General features: G+C 74.6%; 16 protein-coding genes. 7 read left to right on the top strand and 9 right to left on the bottom strand.

What is annotated here, in order from left to right:
• Positions 1 to 74 precede the first annotated feature (74 nt).
• Positions 75 to 2,081: an ABC transporter ATP-binding protein gene (locus AB0G14_RS00080; protein WP_357692177.1), complete on the top strand. Its 2,007-nt coding sequence runs from the start codon at positions 75 to 77 to the stop codon at positions 2,079 to 2,081.
• Positions 2,082 to 2,155: 74 nt separating this feature from the next.
• On the opposite strand, the gene thrS is transcribed toward AB0G14_RS00080, so the two are convergent.
• On the bottom strand, positions 2,156 to 3,373 hold the full coding sequence (gene thrS / locus AB0G14_RS00075; protein WP_357692176.1) for a threonine--tRNA ligase: 1,218 nt from the start codon (positions 3,371 to 3,373) through the stop codon (positions 2,156 to 2,158).
• A 550-nt stretch (positions 3,374 to 3,923) separates the two neighbouring features.
• On the opposite strand from thrS, the gene AB0G14_RS00070 reads away from it, so the two are divergent.
• Together AB0G14_RS00070 and AB0G14_RS00065 are read left to right on the top strand one after the other, a co-directional pair.
• The gene (locus AB0G14_RS00070; protein ID WP_357692175.1) at positions 3,924 to 4,574 is read left to right on the top strand and encodes a DedA family protein; all 651 of its coding nucleotides are present in this window, start codon (positions 3,924 to 3,926) and stop codon (positions 4,572 to 4,574) included.
• Between the two features lie 90 nt (positions 4,575 to 4,664).
• A complete protein-coding gene (locus AB0G14_RS00065; RefSeq protein ID WP_357692174.1) occupies positions 4,665 to 5,312 on the top strand; it encodes a DUF998 domain-containing protein in 648 nt (215 codons plus the stop codon).
• Here the strand turns inward: AB0G14_RS00065 and AB0G14_RS00060 are convergent.
• On the bottom strand, positions 5,290 to 6,693 hold the full coding sequence (locus tag AB0G14_RS00060; RefSeq protein WP_357692173.1) for an NAD(P)H-quinone dehydrogenase: 1,404 nt from the start codon (positions 6,691 to 6,693) through the stop codon (positions 5,290 to 5,292). The two genes, AB0G14_RS00065 and AB0G14_RS00060, sit on opposite strands and share 23 nt — an antisense overlap.
• Positions 6,694 to 6,799: 106 nt before the next feature.
• On the opposite strand from AB0G14_RS00060, the gene AB0G14_RS00055 reads away from it, so the two are divergent.
• Positions 6,800 to 7,255 (top strand): gamma-glutamylcyclotransferase, encoded by a 456-nt coding sequence (locus tag AB0G14_RS00055; RefSeq protein ID WP_091097949.1) that lies wholly within the window; start codon positions 6,800 to 6,802, stop codon positions 7,253 to 7,255.
• A gap of 90 nt (positions 7,256 to 7,345) precedes the next feature.
• On the opposite strand, the gene AB0G14_RS00050 is transcribed toward AB0G14_RS00055, so the two are convergent.
• From AB0G14_RS00050 to AB0G14_RS00035, 4 genes are all read right to left on the bottom strand, one after another.
• On the bottom strand, positions 7,346 to 8,308 hold the full coding sequence (locus AB0G14_RS00050; RefSeq protein WP_357692172.1) for a GNAT family N-acetyltransferase: 963 nt from the start codon (positions 8,306 to 8,308) through the stop codon (positions 7,346 to 7,348).
• A 133-nt stretch (positions 8,309 to 8,441) separates the two neighbouring features.
• Entirely contained in the window at positions 8,442 to 9,185 is a 744-nt protein-coding gene (locus AB0G14_RS00045) for a hypothetical protein (protein WP_357692171.1), read from the bottom strand.
• 37 nt (positions 9,186 to 9,222) lie between these two features.
• Positions 9,223 to 10,173 carry a hypothetical protein gene (locus AB0G14_RS00040; protein WP_357692170.1) on the bottom strand — a complete coding sequence of 317 codons (951 nt, stop codon included), beginning with the start codon at positions 10,171 to 10,173 and terminating at the stop codon, positions 9,223 to 9,225.
• A gap of 5 nt (positions 10,174 to 10,178) precedes the next feature.
• Positions 10,179 to 10,808: an MBL fold metallo-hydrolase gene (locus AB0G14_RS00035; protein ID WP_357692169.1), complete on the bottom strand. Its 630-nt coding sequence runs from the start codon at positions 10,806 to 10,808 to the stop codon at positions 10,179 to 10,181.
• Between the two features lie 117 nt (positions 10,809 to 10,925).
• Between AB0G14_RS00035 and AB0G14_RS00030 the strand changes: the two genes are divergently transcribed.
• On the top strand, positions 10,926 to 11,930 hold the full coding sequence (locus AB0G14_RS00030) for a DUF4349 domain-containing protein (protein ID WP_357692168.1): 1,005 nt from the start codon (positions 10,926 to 10,928) through the stop codon (positions 11,928 to 11,930).
• Here the strand turns inward: AB0G14_RS00030 and AB0G14_RS00025 are convergent.
• Both AB0G14_RS00025 and AB0G14_RS00020 read right to left on the bottom strand, forming a co-directional pair.
• Positions 11,887 to 13,146: an amidohydrolase gene (locus AB0G14_RS00025; RefSeq protein ID WP_350685899.1), complete on the bottom strand. Its 1,260-nt coding sequence runs from the start codon at positions 13,144 to 13,146 to the stop codon at positions 11,887 to 11,889. The two genes, AB0G14_RS00030 and AB0G14_RS00025, sit on opposite strands and share 44 nt — an antisense overlap.
• A 636-nt stretch (positions 13,147 to 13,782) precedes the next feature.
• On the bottom strand, positions 13,783 to 15,366 hold the full coding sequence (locus AB0G14_RS00020) for a methylmalonyl-CoA mutase family protein (RefSeq protein WP_357692167.1): 1,584 nt from the start codon (positions 15,364 to 15,366) through the stop codon (positions 13,783 to 13,785).
• 206 nt (positions 15,367 to 15,572) lie between these two features.
• Between AB0G14_RS00020 and AB0G14_RS00015 the strand changes: the two genes are divergently transcribed.
• Both AB0G14_RS00015 and AB0G14_RS00010 read left to right on the top strand, forming a co-directional pair.
• Positions 15,573 to 17,723, top strand: a complete 2,151-nt coding sequence (locus tag AB0G14_RS00015) for a protein kinase (RefSeq protein ID WP_357692166.1) — start codon at positions 15,573 to 15,575, stop codon at positions 17,721 to 17,723.
• A gap of 47 nt (positions 17,724 to 17,770) precedes the next feature.
• Positions 17,771 to 19,495, top strand: coding sequence for a phospho-sugar mutase (locus AB0G14_RS00010; protein ID WP_357692165.1), 1,725 nt, complete (start codon positions 17,771 to 17,773; stop codon positions 19,493 to 19,495).
• A gap of 184 nt (positions 19,496 to 19,679) precedes the next feature.
• On the opposite strand, the gene AB0G14_RS00005 is transcribed toward AB0G14_RS00010, so the two are convergent.
• Positions 19,680 to 20,357, bottom strand: coding sequence for a GPP34 family phosphoprotein (locus AB0G14_RS00005; RefSeq protein WP_357692164.1), 678 nt, complete (start codon positions 20,355 to 20,357; stop codon positions 19,680 to 19,682).
• Between the last annotated feature and the right edge of the window lie 176 nt (positions 20,358 to 20,533).

Genomic DNA, 20,533 nt, shown 5'->3' with positions numbered 1-20,533 from the left:
GAGCGGAGCGAGCGAACCATCAGGCACAGCAGCGTGGCGCCCCGCGCCGCCGCCGAGCGGAGCGAGGTGGCCGCGTGAGCGCCGTACCGCAGCAGAAGCCGGCCGCCGACGCGCGGACGCCGAAGCGGCTGCCGGGCGGCGGGCAGCGCGGCGGCCCGCCGTGGGCGGGGGCCGGGATGCCCGCCGAGCGGTCGATGAACTTCGGGCCGTCGGCCCGGCGGCTGCTGCGCCGCCTGCGCCCGGACCGCCTCGCGCTCGTCGCGGTGATCGCGCTGGCCGTGGTCAGCGTCGGGCTGAGCGTGGTCGGGCCGAAGGTGCTCGGGCACGCCACCGACCTGATCTTCACCGGGGTGATCGGCCGGCAGCTGCCGGCGGGCACCACCGCCGACCAGGCGGTGGCCGCGGCCCGGGCGGCCGGCAACGACAGCTTCGCCGACATGCTCGCGCGGATGGACGTGGTGCCCGGCGTGGGCATCGACTTCGCCGCGCTGGCGCGGGTGCTGCTGCTGGCGCTCGGCCTCTACCTGGCGGCCAGCGCGCTGATGTGGTGGCAGGGCTGGCTGCTCAACGGCGTGGTGCAGCGGACCGTGCTGCGGCTGCGCGCCGACGTGGAGGACAAGCTCAACCGGCTGCCGCTGCCCTACTTCGACCGGCAGCCCCGCGGCGAGCTGCTCAGCCGGGTCACCAACGACATCGACAACATCTCGACCAGCCTCCAGCAGACGCTGAGCCAGTTGCTCACCTCGTTGCTCACCGTGGTCGGCGTGCTGGCCATGATGTTCTGGATCTCGCCGTTGCTGGCCCTGGTGGCGCTGGTCGCGGTGCCGGTGTCGGTCGTCGTCACCGGCGCGATCGCCAAGCGGTCGCAGGCGCAGTTCATCGCCCAGTGGACGCACACCGGCGAGCTGAACGGCCAGATCGAGGAGGCGTTCACCGGCCACGAGCTGGTCAAGGTCTTCGGCCGGCAGCGCGAGGTGGAGGCGGCCTTCACCGCCAAGAACGAGGAGCTGTTCCGGGCCAGCTTCGGCGCCCAGTTCATCTCCGGGATCATCATGCCGGCGATGATGTTCGTCGGGAACCTCAGCTACGTGGCGATCGCCGTGGTCGGCGGCCTGCGGGTGGCGTCGGGGTCGATGAGCCTCGGCGACGTGCAGGCGTTCATCCAGTACTCCCGGCAGTTCACCCAGCCGCTCACCCAGGTCGCCTCGATGGCGAACCTGCTCCAGTCCGGGGTGGCCTCCGCCGAGCGGGTCTTCGCGGTGCTCGACGCCGAGGAGCAGAGCCCCGACCCGGCCGAGCCGGCCCGGGTGCGCGACCCGCACGGCCGGGTCGAGTTCGCGCACGTCTCCTTCCGGTACGCCCCGGACAAGCCGCTGATCGAGGACCTGTCGCTGGTGGCCGAGCCCGGGCACACCGTCGCCATCGTCGGGCCGACCGGGGCCGGCAAGACCACCCTGGTCAACCTGGTCATGCGCTTCTACGAGCTGGACGCCGGCCGGATCACGCTGGACGGCGTGGACATCACCACGATGCGCCGCGACGACCTGCGCGGCCGGGTCGGGATGGTGCTCCAGGACACCTGGCTCTTCGGCGGCACCATCCGCGACAACATCGCCTACGGCCGGCCGGGCGCGACCGAGGAGGAGATCCTGGCCGCGGCCCGGGCGACCTTCGTGGACCGGTTCGTGCGCAGCCTCCCCGACGGCTACGACACGGTGATCGACGAGGAGGGCAGCAACGTCAGCGCGGGCGAGAAGCAGCTCATCACCATCGCCCGGGCGTTCCTCGCCGAGCCGTCGCTGCTGATCCTGGACGAGGCGACCAGCTCCGTGGACACCCGCACCGAGGTGCTGCTCCAGCGGGCGATGGCCGCCCTGCGCTCGGACCGCACCAGCTTCGTCATCGCGCACCGGCTCTCCACCATCCGCGACGCCGACCTGATCCTGATGATGGAGGACGGCCGGATCGTGGAGCAGGGCACGCACGACGAGCTGCTGGCCGCGCGGGGCGCGTACCACCGGCTGTACCGGTCGCAGTTCACCGCCGCCGCCCGGCCCGACCCCGAGCCCGCGTCGCTGTGACGGTGGTCGCCGTGACGACAGTCCGCCCGGCCGCGACGGGCGGCCGGGCGGCGGGGCCGGAGCCGGGCGGAGGCTCAGTCCGCCGGGAGGAGGGCCGCGCCGCGCCCGGCCACGACCGCGCCGATCAGCCGGAGGGCGTCGGCGGCGGGCATCGGGTCCAGGGCGCGGCCGCCGCGCAGCCGCAGCGAGACGTCGCCCTCGGCCGCCTCGCGGGGACCGATCACGGCGGCGTACGGGACCCGGGCGCGGGCGGCGTCGCGGATGCGGGCACCCAGCGAACCGGCCGACTCCACCTCGACCCGCAGCCCCGCCGCGAGCGCGTCCCGGGCGAGCCGGGCCGCCGCCCCGGCCTGGTCGTCCCCGACCGGCAGCACGACCAGCTGCACCGGGGCGTACCAGGCGGGGAAGGCGCCCTCGTGCACCTCGATCAGGTACGCGAACAGCCGCTCCATGCTGCCGACGAGGCTGCGGTGCACCATCACCGGTCGACGCCGCCCCCCGGTCGGGTCGGTGTACGACAGGTCGAACCGCTCCGGCTTGTCGAAGTCGAGCTGGACGGTGGAGAGGGTGGACTCCCGTCCGGCGGCGTCCAGCACCTGGATGTCGATCTTCGGCCCGTAGAACGCCGCCTCCCCCGGGGCCTCGGTGAACTCCACCCCGTCGAGCGCGGCGCGCAGCAGCTCCTCGGCCCGCGCCCACTGGTCGTCGTCCCCGACGTACTTCTCCCCCGGCCCGCGCAGCGACAGCCGGAACCCCGCCGGCCGTACGCCGAGCGCGGCGTGCGCCTCACGGATCAGCCGGAGGATCTCCGCCACCTCCTCGCCCACCTGCTCCAGGGCGCAGAAGTTGTGCGCGTCGTTGAGCGAGATGGCCCGCACTCGGGACAGCCCGCCGAGCACCCCCGAGCGCTCGGCCCGGTACATGCCGCCCAGCTCGGCGATCCGCAGCGGCAGTTCCCGGTAGGAGCGGCCCCGGGCCCGGTAGACGAGGGCGTGGTGCGGGCAGAGCGCCGGGCGCAACACGAACTCGTCGTCGGCGGAGAGCTTCATCGGAGGGAACATGTCGTCGGCGAAGTAGCCGAGGTGGCCGGAGAGCTCGAACAGCTCCCGCTTGCCCAGCGGCGGGGTGTGCACGTGCCGGTAGCCGGCCCGGCGCTCCAGGTCGCGGACGTACTCCTCGACGGCGTGCCGGGCGGCGGCGCCGGCCGGCAGCCAGAGCGGCAGCCCGGCGCCGGCCAGCGGGTCGGAGACGAACAGGTCCAGCTCCCGGCCGAGCCTGCGGTGGTCGATCATGTCGCGCTCCTTGATCGGGTACGACCCGGAGGCGACCCGGTCACCGGACGCCACGAGGCCCCGGGGCGGATCGCCCCGGGGCCTCGTCGACGGTCAGGTCAGTGCGGCGCGCCGGGGTCTCCCGGCGTCGTCGTCAGCACCGCACTGCTCATGCGGCGACGGTACGCCCGCCCGCGTGGGGGCCGCAGCCGGTTTTTCGCGGGCGGCGCGGCACCTCGCGCCCTGCCCGGGGTCGCGGGAGCGGACGGCCCGCGGAACGGGGGCGGGCCGCCGGCACGGGACCTGCCGGCGGCCCGCGGCGGCCCGGTCGTCGAGAACGGGGGACCCGACGGTGGTGGGGCCGCGCGCCGACAACGGTACGCCGACCGACGCCGATCCGCCGACCCCCGACGGCGGTACGCCGTCGCGTCACCTTCGCCGACGCCCGCTCGTTGGTCCCGGGTAGCCCTGCCGTGTCGGTGGTCACCACGAGCCAGGGCCGTGCCCGGTGACGCCGGACACGCCGTCAGGCTCGGTACCCCGATCGGCCCCATCCGGCGAGGTGGCAGTGGTGCCCGAACTACTCACTGAGGTCGCGTCGCCGACCTGGGCGTACCTCGCGCTGCTCGGGCTGCTGGTCGCCGACGCCTTCGTCCCGGTGATCCCCACCCAGGTCGTCATGATCACCAGCGGCGCCCTGACCGTGTACGGCGGGCTGAACCTGCCGGTGACCATCGCCGTCGGCGCGCTCGGCGTCTTCGCCGGAGACCTCGCCTGCTACCTGCTCGGGCGGGGCGCACCCGACCGCCGGTCGCCGCGCGACGTCGCGCCGGGCCGGGCCCGACGGGTCGCCAGCCGGGTCACCCAGGGGCTGCGCCGGCCCGGCCCGCTCGTCATCCTGCTCTGCCGCTTCGTGCCGGGCGGCCGGATGGCGGCCTGCTTCTCCGCCGGCCGCAGCCGGTACCCGTACCGGCTGTTCCTGCTCTACGAGGGCCTGGCGGCGCTGGGCTGGGCGACGTACGGCGGACTGGTCGGGCACCTGGGCGGGACGGCGCTGACCGAGTCGGCGTGGCGGCTGGCGGTGATCGCGGCGGTGGCGGCGGCCGGGTTCGCGGCGGCGGGCTGGGCCATGACCGTCGTCGGCGCCCGGCGGGCGACCGAGCCGGATCCGGCGGTGCCGGTCGTCGTCGGGGCGCGGGCGGACGTCCCCGGGGCGGACTGACCCACCCCGGCCGCCTAGGGGTGGTCCCCGGGACCGATCTCGGTGGCCCGCCCGGATCCGTCTGGGGTCCCCTGCGGGACAGGCTGAGGCATGCCTGGTACCCGGAACAGTGGACTGCTGACCCTCGGCGGGATCGCCGTGGCGGCGCTGCTCGCCGTGATCGGCCACGTCGAGGTGAACGACGACCTGAACCCCTGGGCACTGACCGTCAGCGACTTCGCGGTCTCCGACCGCGGCGGCGTGATCGACGCGGCCATGGTCGTGCTCGCCGCGGCCACCGCCGTGCTCCTGCCCGCCCTGCGGCGCGCGCACCGCTCCCCCGCCGCCCGCCCGGGGCGGGCCGCCGAGCTGCTCCTGGCCGCCTGGATCGGCGGGCTGCTGCTGGCCGCGCTCGTGCCGACGAACGAGCCCGGCCTGCCCATGGACACCGCCGCCTACGTCCACCGGTACGCCTCGGTGGTCGCCTTCCTGGCGCTGCCGCTCGCCGGCTGGCTGCTCGCGGCCCGGCTGCCGGCCGTCGCCCGCGCGGTCCGCGGGCTCACCCTGGTCAGCCTGGCCCTCGCCGCGACGATGGTCTGGTCGGCCTACCCGGGCGACCGGCTGCTGCTCGGGCTGGTCGAGCGGCTGCTCATCCTCGCCGAGGTCGCCGTGCTCGCCGTCGTCGCGGTCACCCTGCTCCGCCGGTCACCCACGGCCGACCTCCCGGGCGGGCGGGTCACTCCAGCTCGTGGAGCATGAGCTGGCGGGCGGCCTCGGTGATGGAGCCGGACAGGCTCGGGTAGATCGTGATGGTCTGGGCCAGCTCGTTGACGGTGAGGTTGTTCTCCACCGCCATGGTGATCGGCAGGATCAGCTCGCTCGCCTTCGGCGCCACCACCACGCCGCCGATCACCTGGCCGCTCGCCGGCCGGCAGAAGAGCTTGACGAAGCCGTCGGCGAGGTCGTCCATCTTCGCGCGGGCGTTGCCGTCCAGCGGCAGCATGACCTGCCGGGCCGGCACCTTGCCCGCGTCGACCTCGTCCTGCGAGACGCCGACGGTGGCCAGCTCCGGGTCGGTGAACACGTTCGCCGCGACGGTACGCAGCCGCAGCGGCCGGACGGCCTCGCCGAGCGCGTGCCACATCGCGATCCGGCCCTGCATGGCGGCGACGCTGGCCAGCGGCAGCACGCCGGTGCAGTCGCCGGCGGCGTAGATGCCGGGCACGTTGGTGCGGGAGACCCGGTCGACGGTGACGTACCCGCCCCGGGCCAGCTCGACGCCGTACTCGGCCAGGCCCAGGTCGGCGGTGTTGGGGATCGAGCCGACCGCGATCAGCGCGTGCGAGCCGGACACCTTCCGGCCGTCGGAGAGCTCGACCTCCACCCCGTCGGCGGTGCGGCGCACGGCGTCGGCCCGGGAGTTGTTCAGGATGCTCATGCCCCGGTTGCGGAAGACCCGCTCGATGGCCATCGCCGCGTCGGCGTCCTCGTGCGGCATCACCCGGTCGCGGCTGGAGACCAGGGTCACCTGCACGCCCATCGCGAGGTAGGCGCTGGCGAACTCGGCGCCCGTGACGCCGGAACCGACCACGATCAGGTGCTCGGGCAGCTCCGGCAGGTCGTACACCTGGCGCCAGGTCAGGATGCGCTCGCCGTCCGGTACGGCGGTGGGCAGTTGGCGCGGGGTGGCGCCGGTGGCGATCAGCACGGTCGACGCGTCGATCGTGTGCTCCCCGCCGCCGTCGGCCGGGGTGACGACCACGCGGTGGGTGTGGCCGAGCGTGTCCTCGCCGAGCCGGGCGGTGCCCGCGACGAAGGTCACCCCCGCCTTGACCAGCTTGGCGTGGATGTCGGCGGACTGGGCCAGCGCGAGGCGCTTGACCCGCTCGTGCACCGCCCGGGCGTCGACGGTGACGGCCTCCAGCCCGTCGGAGTGCACCCCGAACTCCTCGGTGTCCCGGTAGCCGGTCACCACCTCGGAGCTGGCGATGAAGGTCTTCGACGGGACGCAGTCGGAGAGCACGCAGGCCCCGCCGGCGCCCTCGGCCTCCACGACGGTGACGTCGGCGTCAAGCTGCGCGGCGACCAGGGCGGCCTCGTAGCCCGCCGGTCCGCCGCCGATGATCACGATCCGGCTCACAGCGCTCGCCCTTCGTCAGTGCTCACAGTGACTTTCTTCTCCCGAACGCGTCCGACACGCACCGTCGTATTCTCCCCCACCCGGCGGGCGGGCTATCGTCATCGCCGTGCGTCATTACGCCGCCTACGGCTCAAACCTCGACCCCGCCCGCATGCGCGCCTACTGCCCACATTCGCCGATGGTGGGCACCGGCTGGCTGGAAGGCTGGCGGCTCACCTTCGCGGGCGAGGACGTGATCGGCTGGGAGGGCGCGGTCAGCACCGTCGTCGAGTCCCCCGGCGACCGGGTGTTCGTGGCGCTCTACGACATCCACCCCTACGACGCCGCCCAGCTCGACGAGATCGAGGGGGTGACCGCCGGCACGTACCGCAAGCTGCACGTGCGCGTCTCCACCCTCGACGGGGACGTGACCGCGTGGGTCTACGTCTTCGACGGCTACGAGGGCGGCCTGCCCACCTCGTGGTACCTGTCGGAGATCGCGAACGCCGCCGAGAAGGCGGGCGCGCCGGACGACTACGTCACCGAGCTGCGGTCCCGCCCCACCGGCACCGCGTCGGCCTGACGCGGCTCGTCGGCCCAGCGCGTTTCCCACGGCCCCAGTCTGCTACCGGGCGGGCCGCCGCCTCGATCCGGCCCCGGCCGGGGTCGTCAATCACACACCCGTGGCCGGGACGACCAGCTCGTACATGTCGGTCCAGCGCACCTCGCGCAGCCCCACGGACCGGTAGAGCGTGACCGGGACGGTCGGGTTGGTCAGGTCGACGCCCAGCCCGGCGGCCTCCCGGCCCTTGGCGGCATAGACGGTGAAGGCCCGCCACAGCAGCGCCGCCCCCACCCCCCGCCGCCGGTACGCCGGCAGCACCGACAGGCTGCGTACGAAGCCCTCGTTCTGCTCCAGCGCCTGGTCCGAGGACTGGAGCGCGCCGGCCGACACCCCGTCGACCTCGGCGACGAACCACTCGTCCCAGGTGGTGCCGTGCTGGCTGACCCGCTGCCGCCAGCGGTCGAACCCGACCGGCTCGTAGTCCGGGGTGTCCCGGAACGCGATGTCGTAGATCCGGTGGAACTCGCGCAGGTCGGCCTCGTCGTCGCCGCGCAGCGGGCGGACGGTCACCCCGGGCGGGGGCGGCGGCTCGGCGGGCAGCCCGGCCAGCGGCCGGCGCATCCGCACGTACCGCTTGGCGAGGGTGAACCCGGCCTCGGCCAGCTCCGCCGCCCAGCGCGTCTCGGGGGCGAAGCCGGCGGTGCGGACGGTCAGCGCCGGCACGCCCCGTTCGGCGGCGCGTTCGGCGACGCGGTCGAGCTGCCGGGCGAGCAGCGGCGCGCGCACCTCGGCGCCGCGCTCCGGGTCCACGTACACCTCGACGAACTCGCGTCCCACGCCGGTCGGATTGTCCAGCGTCGCCCAGGCCACGACCACGCCCTCCGGGTCGGTGACCAGCCACGAGTCGCGCGCCGGGTCGAAGAACGGCGCGGTCAGCGCGGCCGCGACGTCCTCGGCGTCGAAGTCGGGGTAACCGACGGCGAAGGTGTCGGCGGCGTGCACCACGGCCAGGATCGCCGGCACGTCGTCGAGGGTGGGACGGCGGGCGTGCCAGCCGGCGGGGAGAGTCACGGGGGCGATCCTGACAGGCGGGCCGGCGGAACGCCGCCGAATTTCGCGCGGCCCCACGTCACGCCGGTCCGGGCGCCGGGCGCCGGGCCGTCCCGGTCCGGGGAGCCGGCACGGGTGCGGGCGGGGAGCCGGCTCAGCCCCGGCCCGCCAGGTGGGCCCGGGTCGCGAAGAGCAGGTCCACCAGTTCGGCGCCGTCCGCCGGGCCGAGTGCCGCGAACGCCGGCGAGGCCAACCGGTCGGTCACCGCCTCGGCCCAGAGGCGCCGCCGGACCAGCGGCCCGACCGGCGGGTACGGCGGCTGCCAGCCGCAGGCCACCGCGCCCGCCTCCCCCTCCGGCCCGGCGAGCACGGCCTCCAGCGGGGTCATCCCGCCGGCCCGGACGGCGAGCAGGTACGCCCCGGCGAAGTGCTCCCGGAGCAGGCGCAGGCCGACGGCCGCCCGGGCGCCGGCGGTGCGCTCCGGCACCGGCATCGCCCGCCACGCGGCGAAGAGCGGCATGCCGCTGGCGTCCGCCGCCTCGACGGCCCGGCCGAGCAGCGCCGCGAGCCGACCCGCCCCGGGGAGGGCGTCGAGGTGCTCGTCACCCCAACGGCAGCACTCGACGAGGGTGGCGGCGGCCGCCTCGACCGGCCGGACGGTGCGCAGGGCCGCGTCCCAACCGTCGGCGACCGCGTCGGGGGCGAGGAAGCCGAGGGCGGCGGCGACCGTCTCGGCCCGGACGTCGCCGAGGGCACCGGCCCGGCCGGTGACGTAGAACGCCCAGCCGGAGATTCCGAGCAGCCGCGCCCGGCGCAGGGTGGTCGGGCAGCGGGTGAACGCGTCACCGAGTTCGAGCACCACGGGCTTGCTGGCCGCGGCGACCTGTTCCGGCGTCATCCGCCCGCACCCGGGTCGACCCGTCCCTCCACAGGGGTCAGTCTGCCGCGTCGTCGCCCGGCTCGGCATCCCCCTCTTCGGCGTCGAGGGCCTCCACCGCCGCCTCGACCTCGCCGGCGCGGCGGCGGGCGGCGGTGGCCGTCCGTTCCGCCCCGCGGCGGGCGAGCTTCGCCCGGCTCAGGTCCTGCTCGGCGACGGCCCGCCGCCGCTCCAGCTCGGCCAGCTCCGCCTCGATCGCGTCCAGGGCGGCGGCCCCGTCGTGCTCGGCCGCCGTCGCGTCGGCCAGCTCCGCCTCGGCCCGTTCCTGGTCGGTACGCGCCTTCGCCAGCTCCTTCTCCAGCGCCCGCCGCCGGCGGGCCCGTTCCGCCCGGGCCGCTCGTTCCGCCTGCTCGGCGCGGAGGGCGGCCCGGTCGGCGCCGGCCCGCCGCTTCCCGGCCGGCTCGGGCCGGGGCTCCGGTTCCGGCTCCTCGCCGCCGGTCACCAGGCGCAGCTGCGGACGGGGCACCTCCCCGAACCCGGCGTAGTTGGCGGCCCGCAGCAGCCGGCCGGAGCGGACCTGCTCGGCGACCTCGGTGTCGGAGAGCGCGGCGTTGAGGGTGCCCTCCACCTCGGCCAGCGGCAGCTTCCCGGCCGGCGGCGCCCCCTCGGCCTCGGCCGCCAGCTTGCGCACCTCGGCGACGAGCGCGCCGACCACCGACCGCCGTTGGGCGGACAGTTCCCGCAGCCGGGGCCCGCGCAGTTCGCGCTGGGCGGACCGCAGCGCCTCGGCGAGCTGGGCCAGGTCGGCGACCAGCTCGGGGCGGCGGATGGCGAGCAGGTTGACCAGCCAGGCGGCCACGGTGGGGCGACGCAGCCGGGCGATCTCCCGGGCGGTCTTCGGGTCGCCGGCCCGGCGCGCCTCGGCGGCGGCCTCGTCGCGGATCGCGACGAACCGGTCCGGCGGGGTGGTGTAGAGCCGGTGGACCAGCTCCCGGGGCGGGCCGGGCATCGCCGTCAGGCGTCGATTCGGGTGCCCGGTTCGAGCCGGCGGTAGTCGACCTCGGAGAGCCGGGTGAAGTTGCTGTTCAGGACGCCGAGCCCGTGGTCGTTGAGCAGCCCGTCGTGCAGCGCGTACGCCCGGCGCGGGGCCACCGCGCGGAGGAAGTCCAGCGACTCGGAGAACTTCGTCCACGGGGCGTGGATCGGCAGGAAGAGCGTGTCGACCTGCACGTCCTCCGGGACGACCAGGGAGTCCCCGGGGTGGTAGACCACGTCGCCGATCAGGTAGGCCAGGTTGTCCACCACCGGGATGTCGGGGTGGATCACGGCGTGCCGGCCGCCGTAGGCGCGCACCGGCACCCCGGCGGCCGTGAACGACTGTCCGGGCTGGACCGGGTCGAGCGCCTCGGCCGCGTCGCCCAGGGTGCCGGCGAGGGCGGCCGGGCCGTGGATGCGGAACGGACGCCGGTCGAGCTGCCGGGTGACCGCCTCGACGTGCACGTGGTCGGGATGCTCGTGGGTGATCAGCACCGCGTCCGCCCCGTCGAGCGCCGCGGGCTCGCTGAACACGCCCGGGTCGACGACGAGCACTGCCCCGTCGTGCTCCACGCGGAGGCAGGAGTGGGCGTACTTGGTGATGTGCATCGTGACTCCAAGATTATCGAATCGTGATGTCCTGAGCGCAGTCTGCCGGAACCGGCGTGTTGGTGCGCCGCGTCTGACGTATCGCCCCGCACGGGGGCTAGGACGAGGGGAGCCGGGATGGACGGACGGGAACGACGGCGCCGGAGCGTACGGCTGACGGCCGCCGCGCTGGTCGCGCTGCTGGGGTTGGCGGCCTGCGGCAGCGGCGACTCCGGTGGGAACAAGGACTCGGCCGCCAGCGCGCCGGAGGCCGCCTCGGCGGACAAGAACCGGGCCCGCGCCGGGGCGGAGCAGGGCGGCGGGCAGGCCGAGCAGGGCGGCGCCGGCGCGCCGGACCTGCGGGTGGACCAGCGGTCCATCATCTACACCGGCACGATGCGGGTGCAGGTGGACGATGTGGACGCCGCCGCGCGGAGCGCTATCGCCACCGTGACGGCGGTCGGCGGCTTCGTCGGCGGCGACGAGCGGCGCAGCGCCGACGCCGACGCGACGGCACAGCTGGAGCTGCGGGTGCCGGCGGCGAAGTTCCACGGGGTCGTCGACGAGCTGGCGAAGCTGGGCCGGCAGCAGCGCCGGGAGATCCACACCGAGGACGTCACCGAGCAGGTGGTCGACCTGGACGCCCGGATCACCACCCAGCGCGCCCGGGTGGAGAGCGCCCGCCGGCTGCTGGCCCGGGCCAGCACGATCACCGACCTGGTGTCGCTGGAGAACGAGCTGTCCCGCCGGGAGGCCGACCTCGCCTCGCTGGAGGCGAAGAAGAAGCGGCTGGCGGACCTGACCAGCCTGTCCACGATCACCGTGTCGCTGGTCGGGCCGGATGTCAGCACCGCCGACGAGGAGACCGAGATCGGCTTCCTGGTGGGGCTCAAGGGCGGCTGGAAGGTCTTCCTGACCTCGATGACCGTCCTGCTGACGGTGCTGGGCGCGGTGCTGCCGTGGCTGCTGGTGTTCGGCGTGCCGCTGGCGGTGCTGCTGGTGGTGCTGCGCCGGCGGCGGCGCACGAGCCCGCCGCCGGTGGCACCAGCCGGGCCGGCGGGGCCGGGGCCGGGGCCGGCCGGGCCGGCGGGGCCAGGGCCTACCGCGCGGCCGCCAGTGCCCGCAGCGCGGTCTGGACCATGAGCCGTACGCCGACCGGGATGGCCCGCTCGTCGACGTCGAACGAGGCGCGGTGCAGGTCCACGTTCGGGCCGGAGCGGCCCACGCCGAGCCGGGCGAGCGCGCCGGGGACGTACTCCAGGTACCAGGAGAAGTCCTCGCCGCCCATGCTCTGCGGGGTCTCGGCGATGCCCTCCGGCCCGAGCGCGGCGGCGGTGGCGGCGGTCAGGATCTGGATGGCCCGCGAGTCGTTGCTGACCGGGGGGCGACCGCGCAGGTATTCCAGGTCGACGGTGGCCCCGGTCGGCGCGATGACGTCGCGGACGACCTGACCCACGATCTTGGGGGCCAGCTCCCAGGTGTCGCGGTCCATCACCCGCAGGGTGCCGGAGGCGCACGCCTCGGAGGGGATGACGTTGTAACGGGTGCCGGCCGAGGCGTGGCCGAACACCAGCAGCAGCCCGCTGTTGGCCGGCACCCGGCGGCTGACCAGGGCCGGCACCTCGGTGATCAGGCGGCCCAGCGCGTCGACCAGGTCGACGGTCAGGTGCGGTCGGGCGGTGTGCCCGCCGGGGCCGGTGAGCCGGACGGTGACGTTGTCGGCGGCGGCGGTGATCGGGCCGACCCGCAGGCCGACCTTGCCGACCGGCTGGTTCGGGTCGCAGTGCAGCGCGAAGATCTGCACCACGTCGTCGAGGCCGCCGGCCTCGATGACCTCCAGCGAGCCGCAGGGCAGGATCTCCTCGGCCGGCTGGAAGATCAGCCGGACCCGGCCGGGCAGCTCGCCGAGGTCGGCGAGCTGCGCCAGCAGCATGCCGACGCCGAGCATGACGGTGGTGTGGACGTCGTGGCCGCAGGCGTGGCAGACGCCGTCCACGGTGGAGCGGTACGGCACGTCCTTCGAGTCGGTCAGCGGCAGCGCGTCGATGTCGGCGCGCAGCGCGACCACCGGGCCGTCGGGGCGGCCGTCGATGTCGCAGATGACCCCGTTGCCCTTGGGGAGCAGTCGCGGGCTCAGCCCCGCCAGGGAGAGCTCGCGGGCGATCAGGGCGGCCGTCTCGAACTCCTCGCCGGAGAGCTCCGGATGCGAGTGGAGGTGGCGACGGGTGGCGATCAGCCCGGGCACCCGGAGGGCGAGCAGGTGGTCCAGCTCGAACGGCAGGGGCTGGGACCCGGACGGCGCCTCCGGCCAGGACGACGCCAGCTGGCTGCCGGTCGGCAGCGTCAACGCACTCGTCACGTCGAATTCTCGTTCGCTAGAGATGGATGGATCATCAGGAACAGCAGACAGCCTAGACCTCCGGCGGTGACGCTGCGCAACGTCGTTCCGGTGATGATCAGAGCGCACAGCGTCACGAATGCCCTGCTGGGAGCGTTCGTAGATCTGCGGGACAGCAGGTAGATCGCGATCGAACGCCGTCATCTGCCCCACACCTCCTACACCGCGTAACCGACCCGGCCGTCACCAAATCGACGCCGATCTCGGGGGCCGTCGTTCCGAATTGTCGCATTAGTCGGTCCGGTGAACTGACACTCCGACAATTACGCGACCCCTGTCGGCGGCGAGGCTCCGAAGACGGTCACACGACCGAGCACGGAACGACCGCACACCGTGTGCGTCCGGGTCCACCCCGTCGGATACCCCCGAACCCCTCCGGCAACCGCCGACCGGTGGGCCGCGCCGCCCCGCCGTACGCGGAAGCCCCTCCGGCGGCGTCGCCGGGCCTGCTCCCGCGGTCTGCGTCGCCGATCGGCGACGGGAACTGACTCCGACTGTAGCTCCCGCCCGGCATGCGGCGCGACCTGCGCAAACGCCCCGACCGACCGGCCTGCGGGATCCGCCGGAACGGCCGACGGGCCAGCCAGGCCGCAGCGGTCAGAAGCGGTCGGCCGGGCGGTGCAGCCCCCACACCTGGCGCAGGGTGCCGCAGACCTCGCCGACGGTGGCGCGGGCCCGCAGCGCCTCCTTCATCGGGTAGAGCACGTTCTCCGTGCCCTCGGCGGCGGCGCGCAGCTCCGCCAGCGCCCGCTCGACCGCGCCCGCGTCCCGCTCGGCGCGCAGCCGGGCCAGCCGCTCGGCCTGCGCCGCCTCGATCGCCGGGTCGACCCGCAGCGGCTCGTACGGCTCCTCCTCGTCGATGGCGAACCGGTTGAGGCCCACCACCACCCGCTCGCTGGAGTCGATCTCCTGCGCGATCCGGTACGCGGACTGCTCGATCTCCCGCTTCTGGAAGCCCGCCTCAATGGCGTCGACCGCCGAACCGTGGTCGAAGACCCGGTCCATCAGCTCGGTCGCCGCCGCCTCGATCTCGGCGGTCATCGCCTCCACCACGTACGAGCCGGCGAACGGGTCGACGGTGGCGGTCAGGTCGGTCTCGTACGCCAGCACCTGCTGGGTGCGCAGCGCCAGCCGGGCCGCCTTCTCGGTGGGCAGCGCGATCGCCTCGTCGAAGCTGTTGGTGTGCAGCGACTGGGTGCCGCCGAGCACCGCGCCGAGCCCCTGCACCGCCACCCGGACCAGGTTCACCTCGGGCTGCTGGGCGGTGAGCTGCACGCCCGCGGTCTGGGTGTGGAAGCGCAGCATCATCGACTTCGGGTCCTTGGCGCCGAAGTCGTCGCGCATCAGCCGGGCCCAGATCCGCCGGGCGGCCCGGAACTTCGCCACCTCCTCCAGGAGCGTCGTTCGGGCGACGAAGAAGAACGACAACCGGGGCGCGAAGTCGTCCACGGCCAGCCCCGCCGCGAGCGCGGCCCGGACGTACTCGACGCCGTTGGCCAGGGTGAACGCGATCTCCTGCGCGGGCGTCGCGCCGGCCTCGGCCATGTGGTAGCCGGAGATGGAGATCGTGTTCCACTTCGGCACCTCCTTGCGGCAGTAGCCGAAGGTGTCGGCGACCAGCCGCAGCGAGGGCTTCGGCGGGAAGATGTACGTCCCCCGGGCGATGTACTCCTTGAGGATGTCGTTCTGGATCGTGCCGTTCAGCGCCATGCCGGGGACGCCGTTCTCCTCGGCCACGAGTTGGTAGAGCAGGAGCAGCACCGAGCCGGGCGCGTTGATGGTCATCGAGGTGGAGACCTTGTCCAGCGGGATGCCGTCGAAGAGCAGCCGCATGTCCTCGATCGAGTCGATGGCCACCCCGACCTTGCCCACCTCGCCGTGCGCGATCGGGTCGTCGGAGTCGTAGCCCATCTGCGTCGGCAGGTCGAAGGCGACCGAGAGGCCCATCGTGCCGGCCCGCAACAACTGGTGGTACCGCGCGTTGGACTCGGTGGCGGTGCCGAAGCCGGCGTACTGGCGCATCGTCCAGGGGCGGGAGGTGTACATGGTGGGGTAGACCCCCCGCGTGTACGGGAACTCGCCCGGGCCGCCCAGCCGGGAGTCCAGGTCCTCCGGAAGGTCGGCGGCCGTGTAGACGCCCTTGATCGGGAAACCGGACTCGCTTGACCGCCGTTCGCTCATTAGCGGATGGTAGGACGCGCGACGGCGTCGGCGGGTGAGGGATAGCGCACACCCGCCCCGTGGACATCGACGAGAGGTGAACGTCAGGGCACGTATGGTCCAGTTCGGTAAACGTCCGTCGCGTCGGGTTTCGCATCGGGCGTCGGAACCAGCAAGATAGGGGGGTTGTGTCCCAGCCCCCCTCGATTTCCCCCGGTGGCTTTTCTGTGACTCAGATCCCGACGTGGAGCGGCGGACCAGTCAGTCCCCCCAACGGACGCGCGACCCCCGGCACGACCATCGGTGGTCGTTACTCGCTGCGTTCCGCGGTGGGCAACGGCGGCATGGGCACGGTCTGGCGTGCCACAGACACGCTCCTGCGGCGGGACGTCGCCGTCAAGGAGGTCGTCCTGCCCCCGGGTCTGGCCCCCAGCGACCGCGACGCCATGTACGAGCGCACCCTGCGCGAGGCCCGCGCGGCGGCCGCGATCCAGCACCCGGCCGTCGTGCAGGTCTACGACGTGGTCACCGAGGGCGACCGGCCCTGGATCGTGATGGAGCTGCTGGACGCCCGCAGCCTCGCCGACATGGTGATCGAGGACGGGCCGGTCGCGCAGCGGGTGGTCGCCAAGATCGGCATAGCGCTGCTCGGCGCGCTGGAGGTGGCGCACGCGATCGGCGTGCTGCACCGCGACGTCAAGCCGGCCAACGTGCTGATCTGCGCCGACGGCCGCTGCGTGCTGACCGACTTCGGCGTGGCCCGGATGCCCACCGACGTGCAGCTCACCACCCCCGGGATGGTGCTCGGCTCGCCGCACTTCATCTCCCCGGAGCGGGCGATGGGCCAGGAGTTCGGGCCGCCGAGCGACCTGTTCTCGCTGGGCGTCACGCTCTACACGGCGGTGGAGGGGCGGCCCCCGTTCGACAAGGGCGACCCGATCGAGACCATGCACGCGGTGGTCGAGGACCCGCCCGCCCCGCCGCAGCGCAGCGGGCCGCTGACCCGGGTGCTGATGGGCCTGCTGGAGAAGGACCCGGCCCGCCGCCTCGACGTGCACACCGCCCGGGCGATGCTGCGCGAGCTGCTCGCCGGCCCGCTGACCAGCAACGCCGCCGCGGTGAACTCGATGACCGACCCGTACTCAATCGTGCCGGTGCAGCAGCGACCGCTGCCCGCCCCGCCGGCCGCCCAGCCCGAGCAGCCGAAGCCGACCGGGCAGATCGGCGGGCGGGCGATGCTCAACCCCGGCGAGTCGCTCACCGACCGGCTGGCCGCGCTACGCCGGGGCGAGCGCCCCGCGCAGGCCGCCCTCCCCGCCAGCCCCGCCGCGATGGAGGACACCAGCGCCGACGCGCTGGCCGGGCCGCTGCACACCCCCACCGGCGCGATGCCGGCCCCGGGCACCCCCGCGCCGGCCGGCCGCACCTACGGCGGCCCCGAGGCCACGCCGCAGGTCGCCGGCTCCGACGCCACCCAGCAGCTGCGCACCAACGCGGCCGGCCTGGTCGGGTTCGGCGGCCAGCCGGACGCCACCCAACGGATGGGGGCCGGCGCGCCCGCCTTCGGGCAGCCGGACGCCACCCAGCGGATGAGCGCGGGCGCCCCGGTCTTCGGCGGCCAGCCGGAGGCCACCCAGCAGCTCGGCGGCACGTACGGCGGCGGCCAGTGGTCGGTGCCGGGCACCGGGCAGCCCTGGGCGACCCCCGCCACCGCGCCGGCCGCGGCCGGCGGCGGGCTCGCCGGTCGGGTGGGCGCGATCGGCAACCAGGTCGTCGGCACCGTCAAGGGCTGGCCCCGCAAGGTGCAGCTCGCCGCCGCCGGCGGCCTGGCCGTGGTGCTGCTGATCGGGGCGGTCGTCCTGTTCACCGGCGGCGACGACGCGCCGACCGTCCCGCAGGCCGCCCCGACCTCGGCGGCCCCGGCCGGCAACGCGCCCGAGATGAAGGAGCACTCCGGCAAGGGCGTGCGGGTCATGGTGCCGCAGGGCTGGGAGCGCAAGAGCGCCGGCAACTGGGTCGACTACGTCGACCCGCAGGACGAGGGCCGCAAGGTGCGGATCCTCGTGGAGGACTTCCGCACCACCTCGATCCGCTGGGCCGAGGTCGCCGAGGACGGTCTGAAGAACCGCTCCAAGTCCTGCGTCAAGCCGTACGCCCAGCTCGCCATGAACGAGATGGAGTGGGTCGGCAAGCAGGCGGCCGAGTTCGAGTACACCTGCGGCGAGGGCGAGACCAAGCGGCACGGCGTGTGGCGCGGCGTGGTCCACGACGGCAAGGCCTACTCGTTCTACCTCACCTCCACCGACGCCAAGTTCGCCGAGAGCAAGCCGATCTTCGACGAGATGGTGAAGACGTTCCAGCTCACCGACGCCGGCTGATCGCAGGGGAAGAGAAGCGGCGATCCGCCGGCGTGCTATCAAGAGGCATGCCGGCGGATACCACTGACATCGACGACATTCGCGAGCAAGCTCGGCGCTGGCTCGACGACGACCCCGACCCGGCCAGCCGGGACGAGCTGCGGGCGGTGCTCGACCGCCTGCCGGCGAGCGCCCCGGAGCTGGCCGACCGGTTCGCCGGCCCGTTGACCTTCGGCACCGCCGGGCTGCGCGGCCCGCTGCGCGCCGGTCCGAACGGGATGAACCTCGCGGTGGTCACCCAGGCCGCCGCCGGGCTGGTCGCCTGGCTCGCGGCCCAGGGCGGTTCCGGCCCGCTGGTGATCGGGTACGACGCCCGGCACGGCTCCCGGCAGTTCGCCGAGCGGACGGCCCAGGTCGCCACCGGCGCGGGACGCCCGGCGCTGCTGCTCCCCCGCCCGCTGCCCACCCCGGTGCTCGCGTACGCGGTGCGGCACCTCGGGGCGGTCGCCGGGGTGATGGTGACCGCCAGCCACAACCCGCCGCAGGACAACGGCTACAAGGTCTACCTCGGCGCGGAGCTGGGCGGGGCGCTCGGGGCGGGCGCGCAGATCGTGCCGCCGGCCGACGCCGGCATCGAGGCCGCGATCCGGTCGGTCGGCCCGCTGGCCGAGGTGCCGCTCGGCCCGGCCGGGCAGGTGCTCGGCGACGACCTGGTGGCCTCCTACGTGGAGCGGGCCACCGGAGTGATCGACCCGGACGGGCCGCGCGACCTGGCCGTGGCGTACACGCCGCTGCACGGGGTGGGGGCGGCGGTGCTCACCGCGGCCTTCGCCCGGGCCGGCTTCCCGGTGCCGGGGGTGGTGCCCGAGCAGGCGGAGCCGGACCCGGCGTTCCCGACCGTCTCCTTCCCCAACCCGGAGGAGCCGGGGGCGGTGGACCGGCTGGTCGCCCTCGCCGAGTCGACCGGCGCGGACATCGCCATCGCCAACGACCCGGACGCGGACCGCTGCGCGGTGGTCGTCCGGGACACCGGCCCGGCGGCGAGCGCCCGCGGGGAGGTCGCCGGTCCCACGGAGCCGGACGCCGACCGGCCCGGCTGGCGGATGCTGCGCGGTGACGAGGTGGGCGTGCTGCTGGCCGACCACCTGATGCGGCGCGGCGTCACCGGCCTGTACGCCACCACGATCGTGTCGTCGTCCCTGCTGCGGGCCATGTGCGCCGCCCGGGGCCTGCCCTACGACGAGATGCTGACCGGGTTCAAGTGGATCGTGCGGGCCGGCGGCGGGACCGAGCCGCTGGTCTACGGCTACGAGGAGGCGCTCGGCTACTGCGTCGCCCCTGAGCACGTCCGCGACAAGGACGGCATCACCGCCGCGCTGACGGTGGCCGAGCTGGCCGCCGGGCTGAAGACGCAGGGACGCACCCTGACCGACCGGCTGGACGAGCTGGCCGCCGAGTTCGGCGTGCACCACACCGACCAGCTCTCGGTGCGGGTGGACGACCTGCGGGTGATCGCCGACGCGATGGCCCGGATCCGCGCCGCGACGCCGACCGCGCTGCTCGGCCACCCGGTCGCGGAGACGCAGGACCTGCTCCCCGAGGCGGACGTGGTGATCCTGCGCACCGGGGCCGCGCGGGTGGTGATCCGGCCGTCCGGCACCGAGCCGAAGCTGAAGGCGTACCTGGAGGTGGTGGAGCCGGTGGCGGACGGCGACGTCGCCGCGGCCCGCGCCCGGGCCGCGGAGTCCGTCGCGGCCCTGCGCGCGGAGATCGCGGCCGCTCTCGGTCTCTGATCGGGCTTCCGGGCACCCGCCCCCCTACGCCCTTTGCTCTGCTTCACCCGACGCAACGGAAAAGCGCCACAAGTGTTGCGTGGGTTGAAGCAGAGCAAAGGGGCCGTGGGGTGGTGTCGGATCGGGGCGTGCACGTGGTGTCAGCGGCGCGGGCAGCGCCGGACAGCCAGGCGTGCGCGTCGTGTCAGCGGCGCGGGCCGAGGGCGGCGTCCACCGCGCTGCCCAGGGCGGCCACGACCAGGCCCACCGAGGGGCGGACGACCGAGTCGTCGAGGCTGACGTTGCCGGAGAAGCCGGCGCCGCCGGCGATCTCCTCCAGGCGGCGGCGGGCGTCCCGGGCCGCGTCGCCGGTCAGGCCCAGGGCCGGCTCCATCCGCAGCACCGCGACCAGGGTGGCCAGGGCGGCGGTCCGCTCGTCGGGGAGCTGCCCGTCGGCCAGCGCCTCGGCGAGCCGGCGGCGGGTGTCCGCCTCCACCTCGGGGTTCACCGTCGGGTAGCGGTGCACGTGGATGAAGCCCAGCTCGGTCTCGTCGACGTCCCGCACCACGCCCTGGGCGCACAGGGTTTCGAGGATCTTGTCGCGCAGGCCGTGCCGCAGCCGCTGCACCCAGGACGACGGGCTGTGCGGGGTGTCGGCGGCGATGCGGGCGAGGACCCCGTCGACGAGCGGCTCGCCGGTGGGCGTCGGGTCGGCCACCGCCAGGGACCCCTCGGAGTACACGATCCGCCCGGCCAGGGCCAGTTCGATCAACACCGCGGCGGCCATCCCCAGGTCGAGGCTGATCCGCGGCATGGTCGCCTTGCCGGTCTCGTCGTCGTACGCGAGGAGAAGCAGCTCTTCGGCGAGCGCAACACCAGTCATGGCCGGAGACGCTAGCGGGTGCGCGCATTCCGCGCAGCAACCGGATGCCGACGACGCGCCGCCGCGCCCGTGCGCCTCGCCGGTCCCCAACGGACTGAGGAATGGGACGAAACCGGGACCCCCTCCTGACGACGGGGTCGCCGTGGATACGATCCAGGGGATCGGACAGCGCTGTC

This window comes from Micromonospora sp. NPDC023814 (assembly GCF_040639595.1).
GTDB lineage: Bacteria > Actinomycetota > Actinomycetes > Mycobacteriales > Micromonosporaceae > Micromonospora.
The sequence above is the reverse complement of the archived record's forward strand: the minus strand, read 5'-3'. Positions and strand labels throughout refer to the sequence as shown.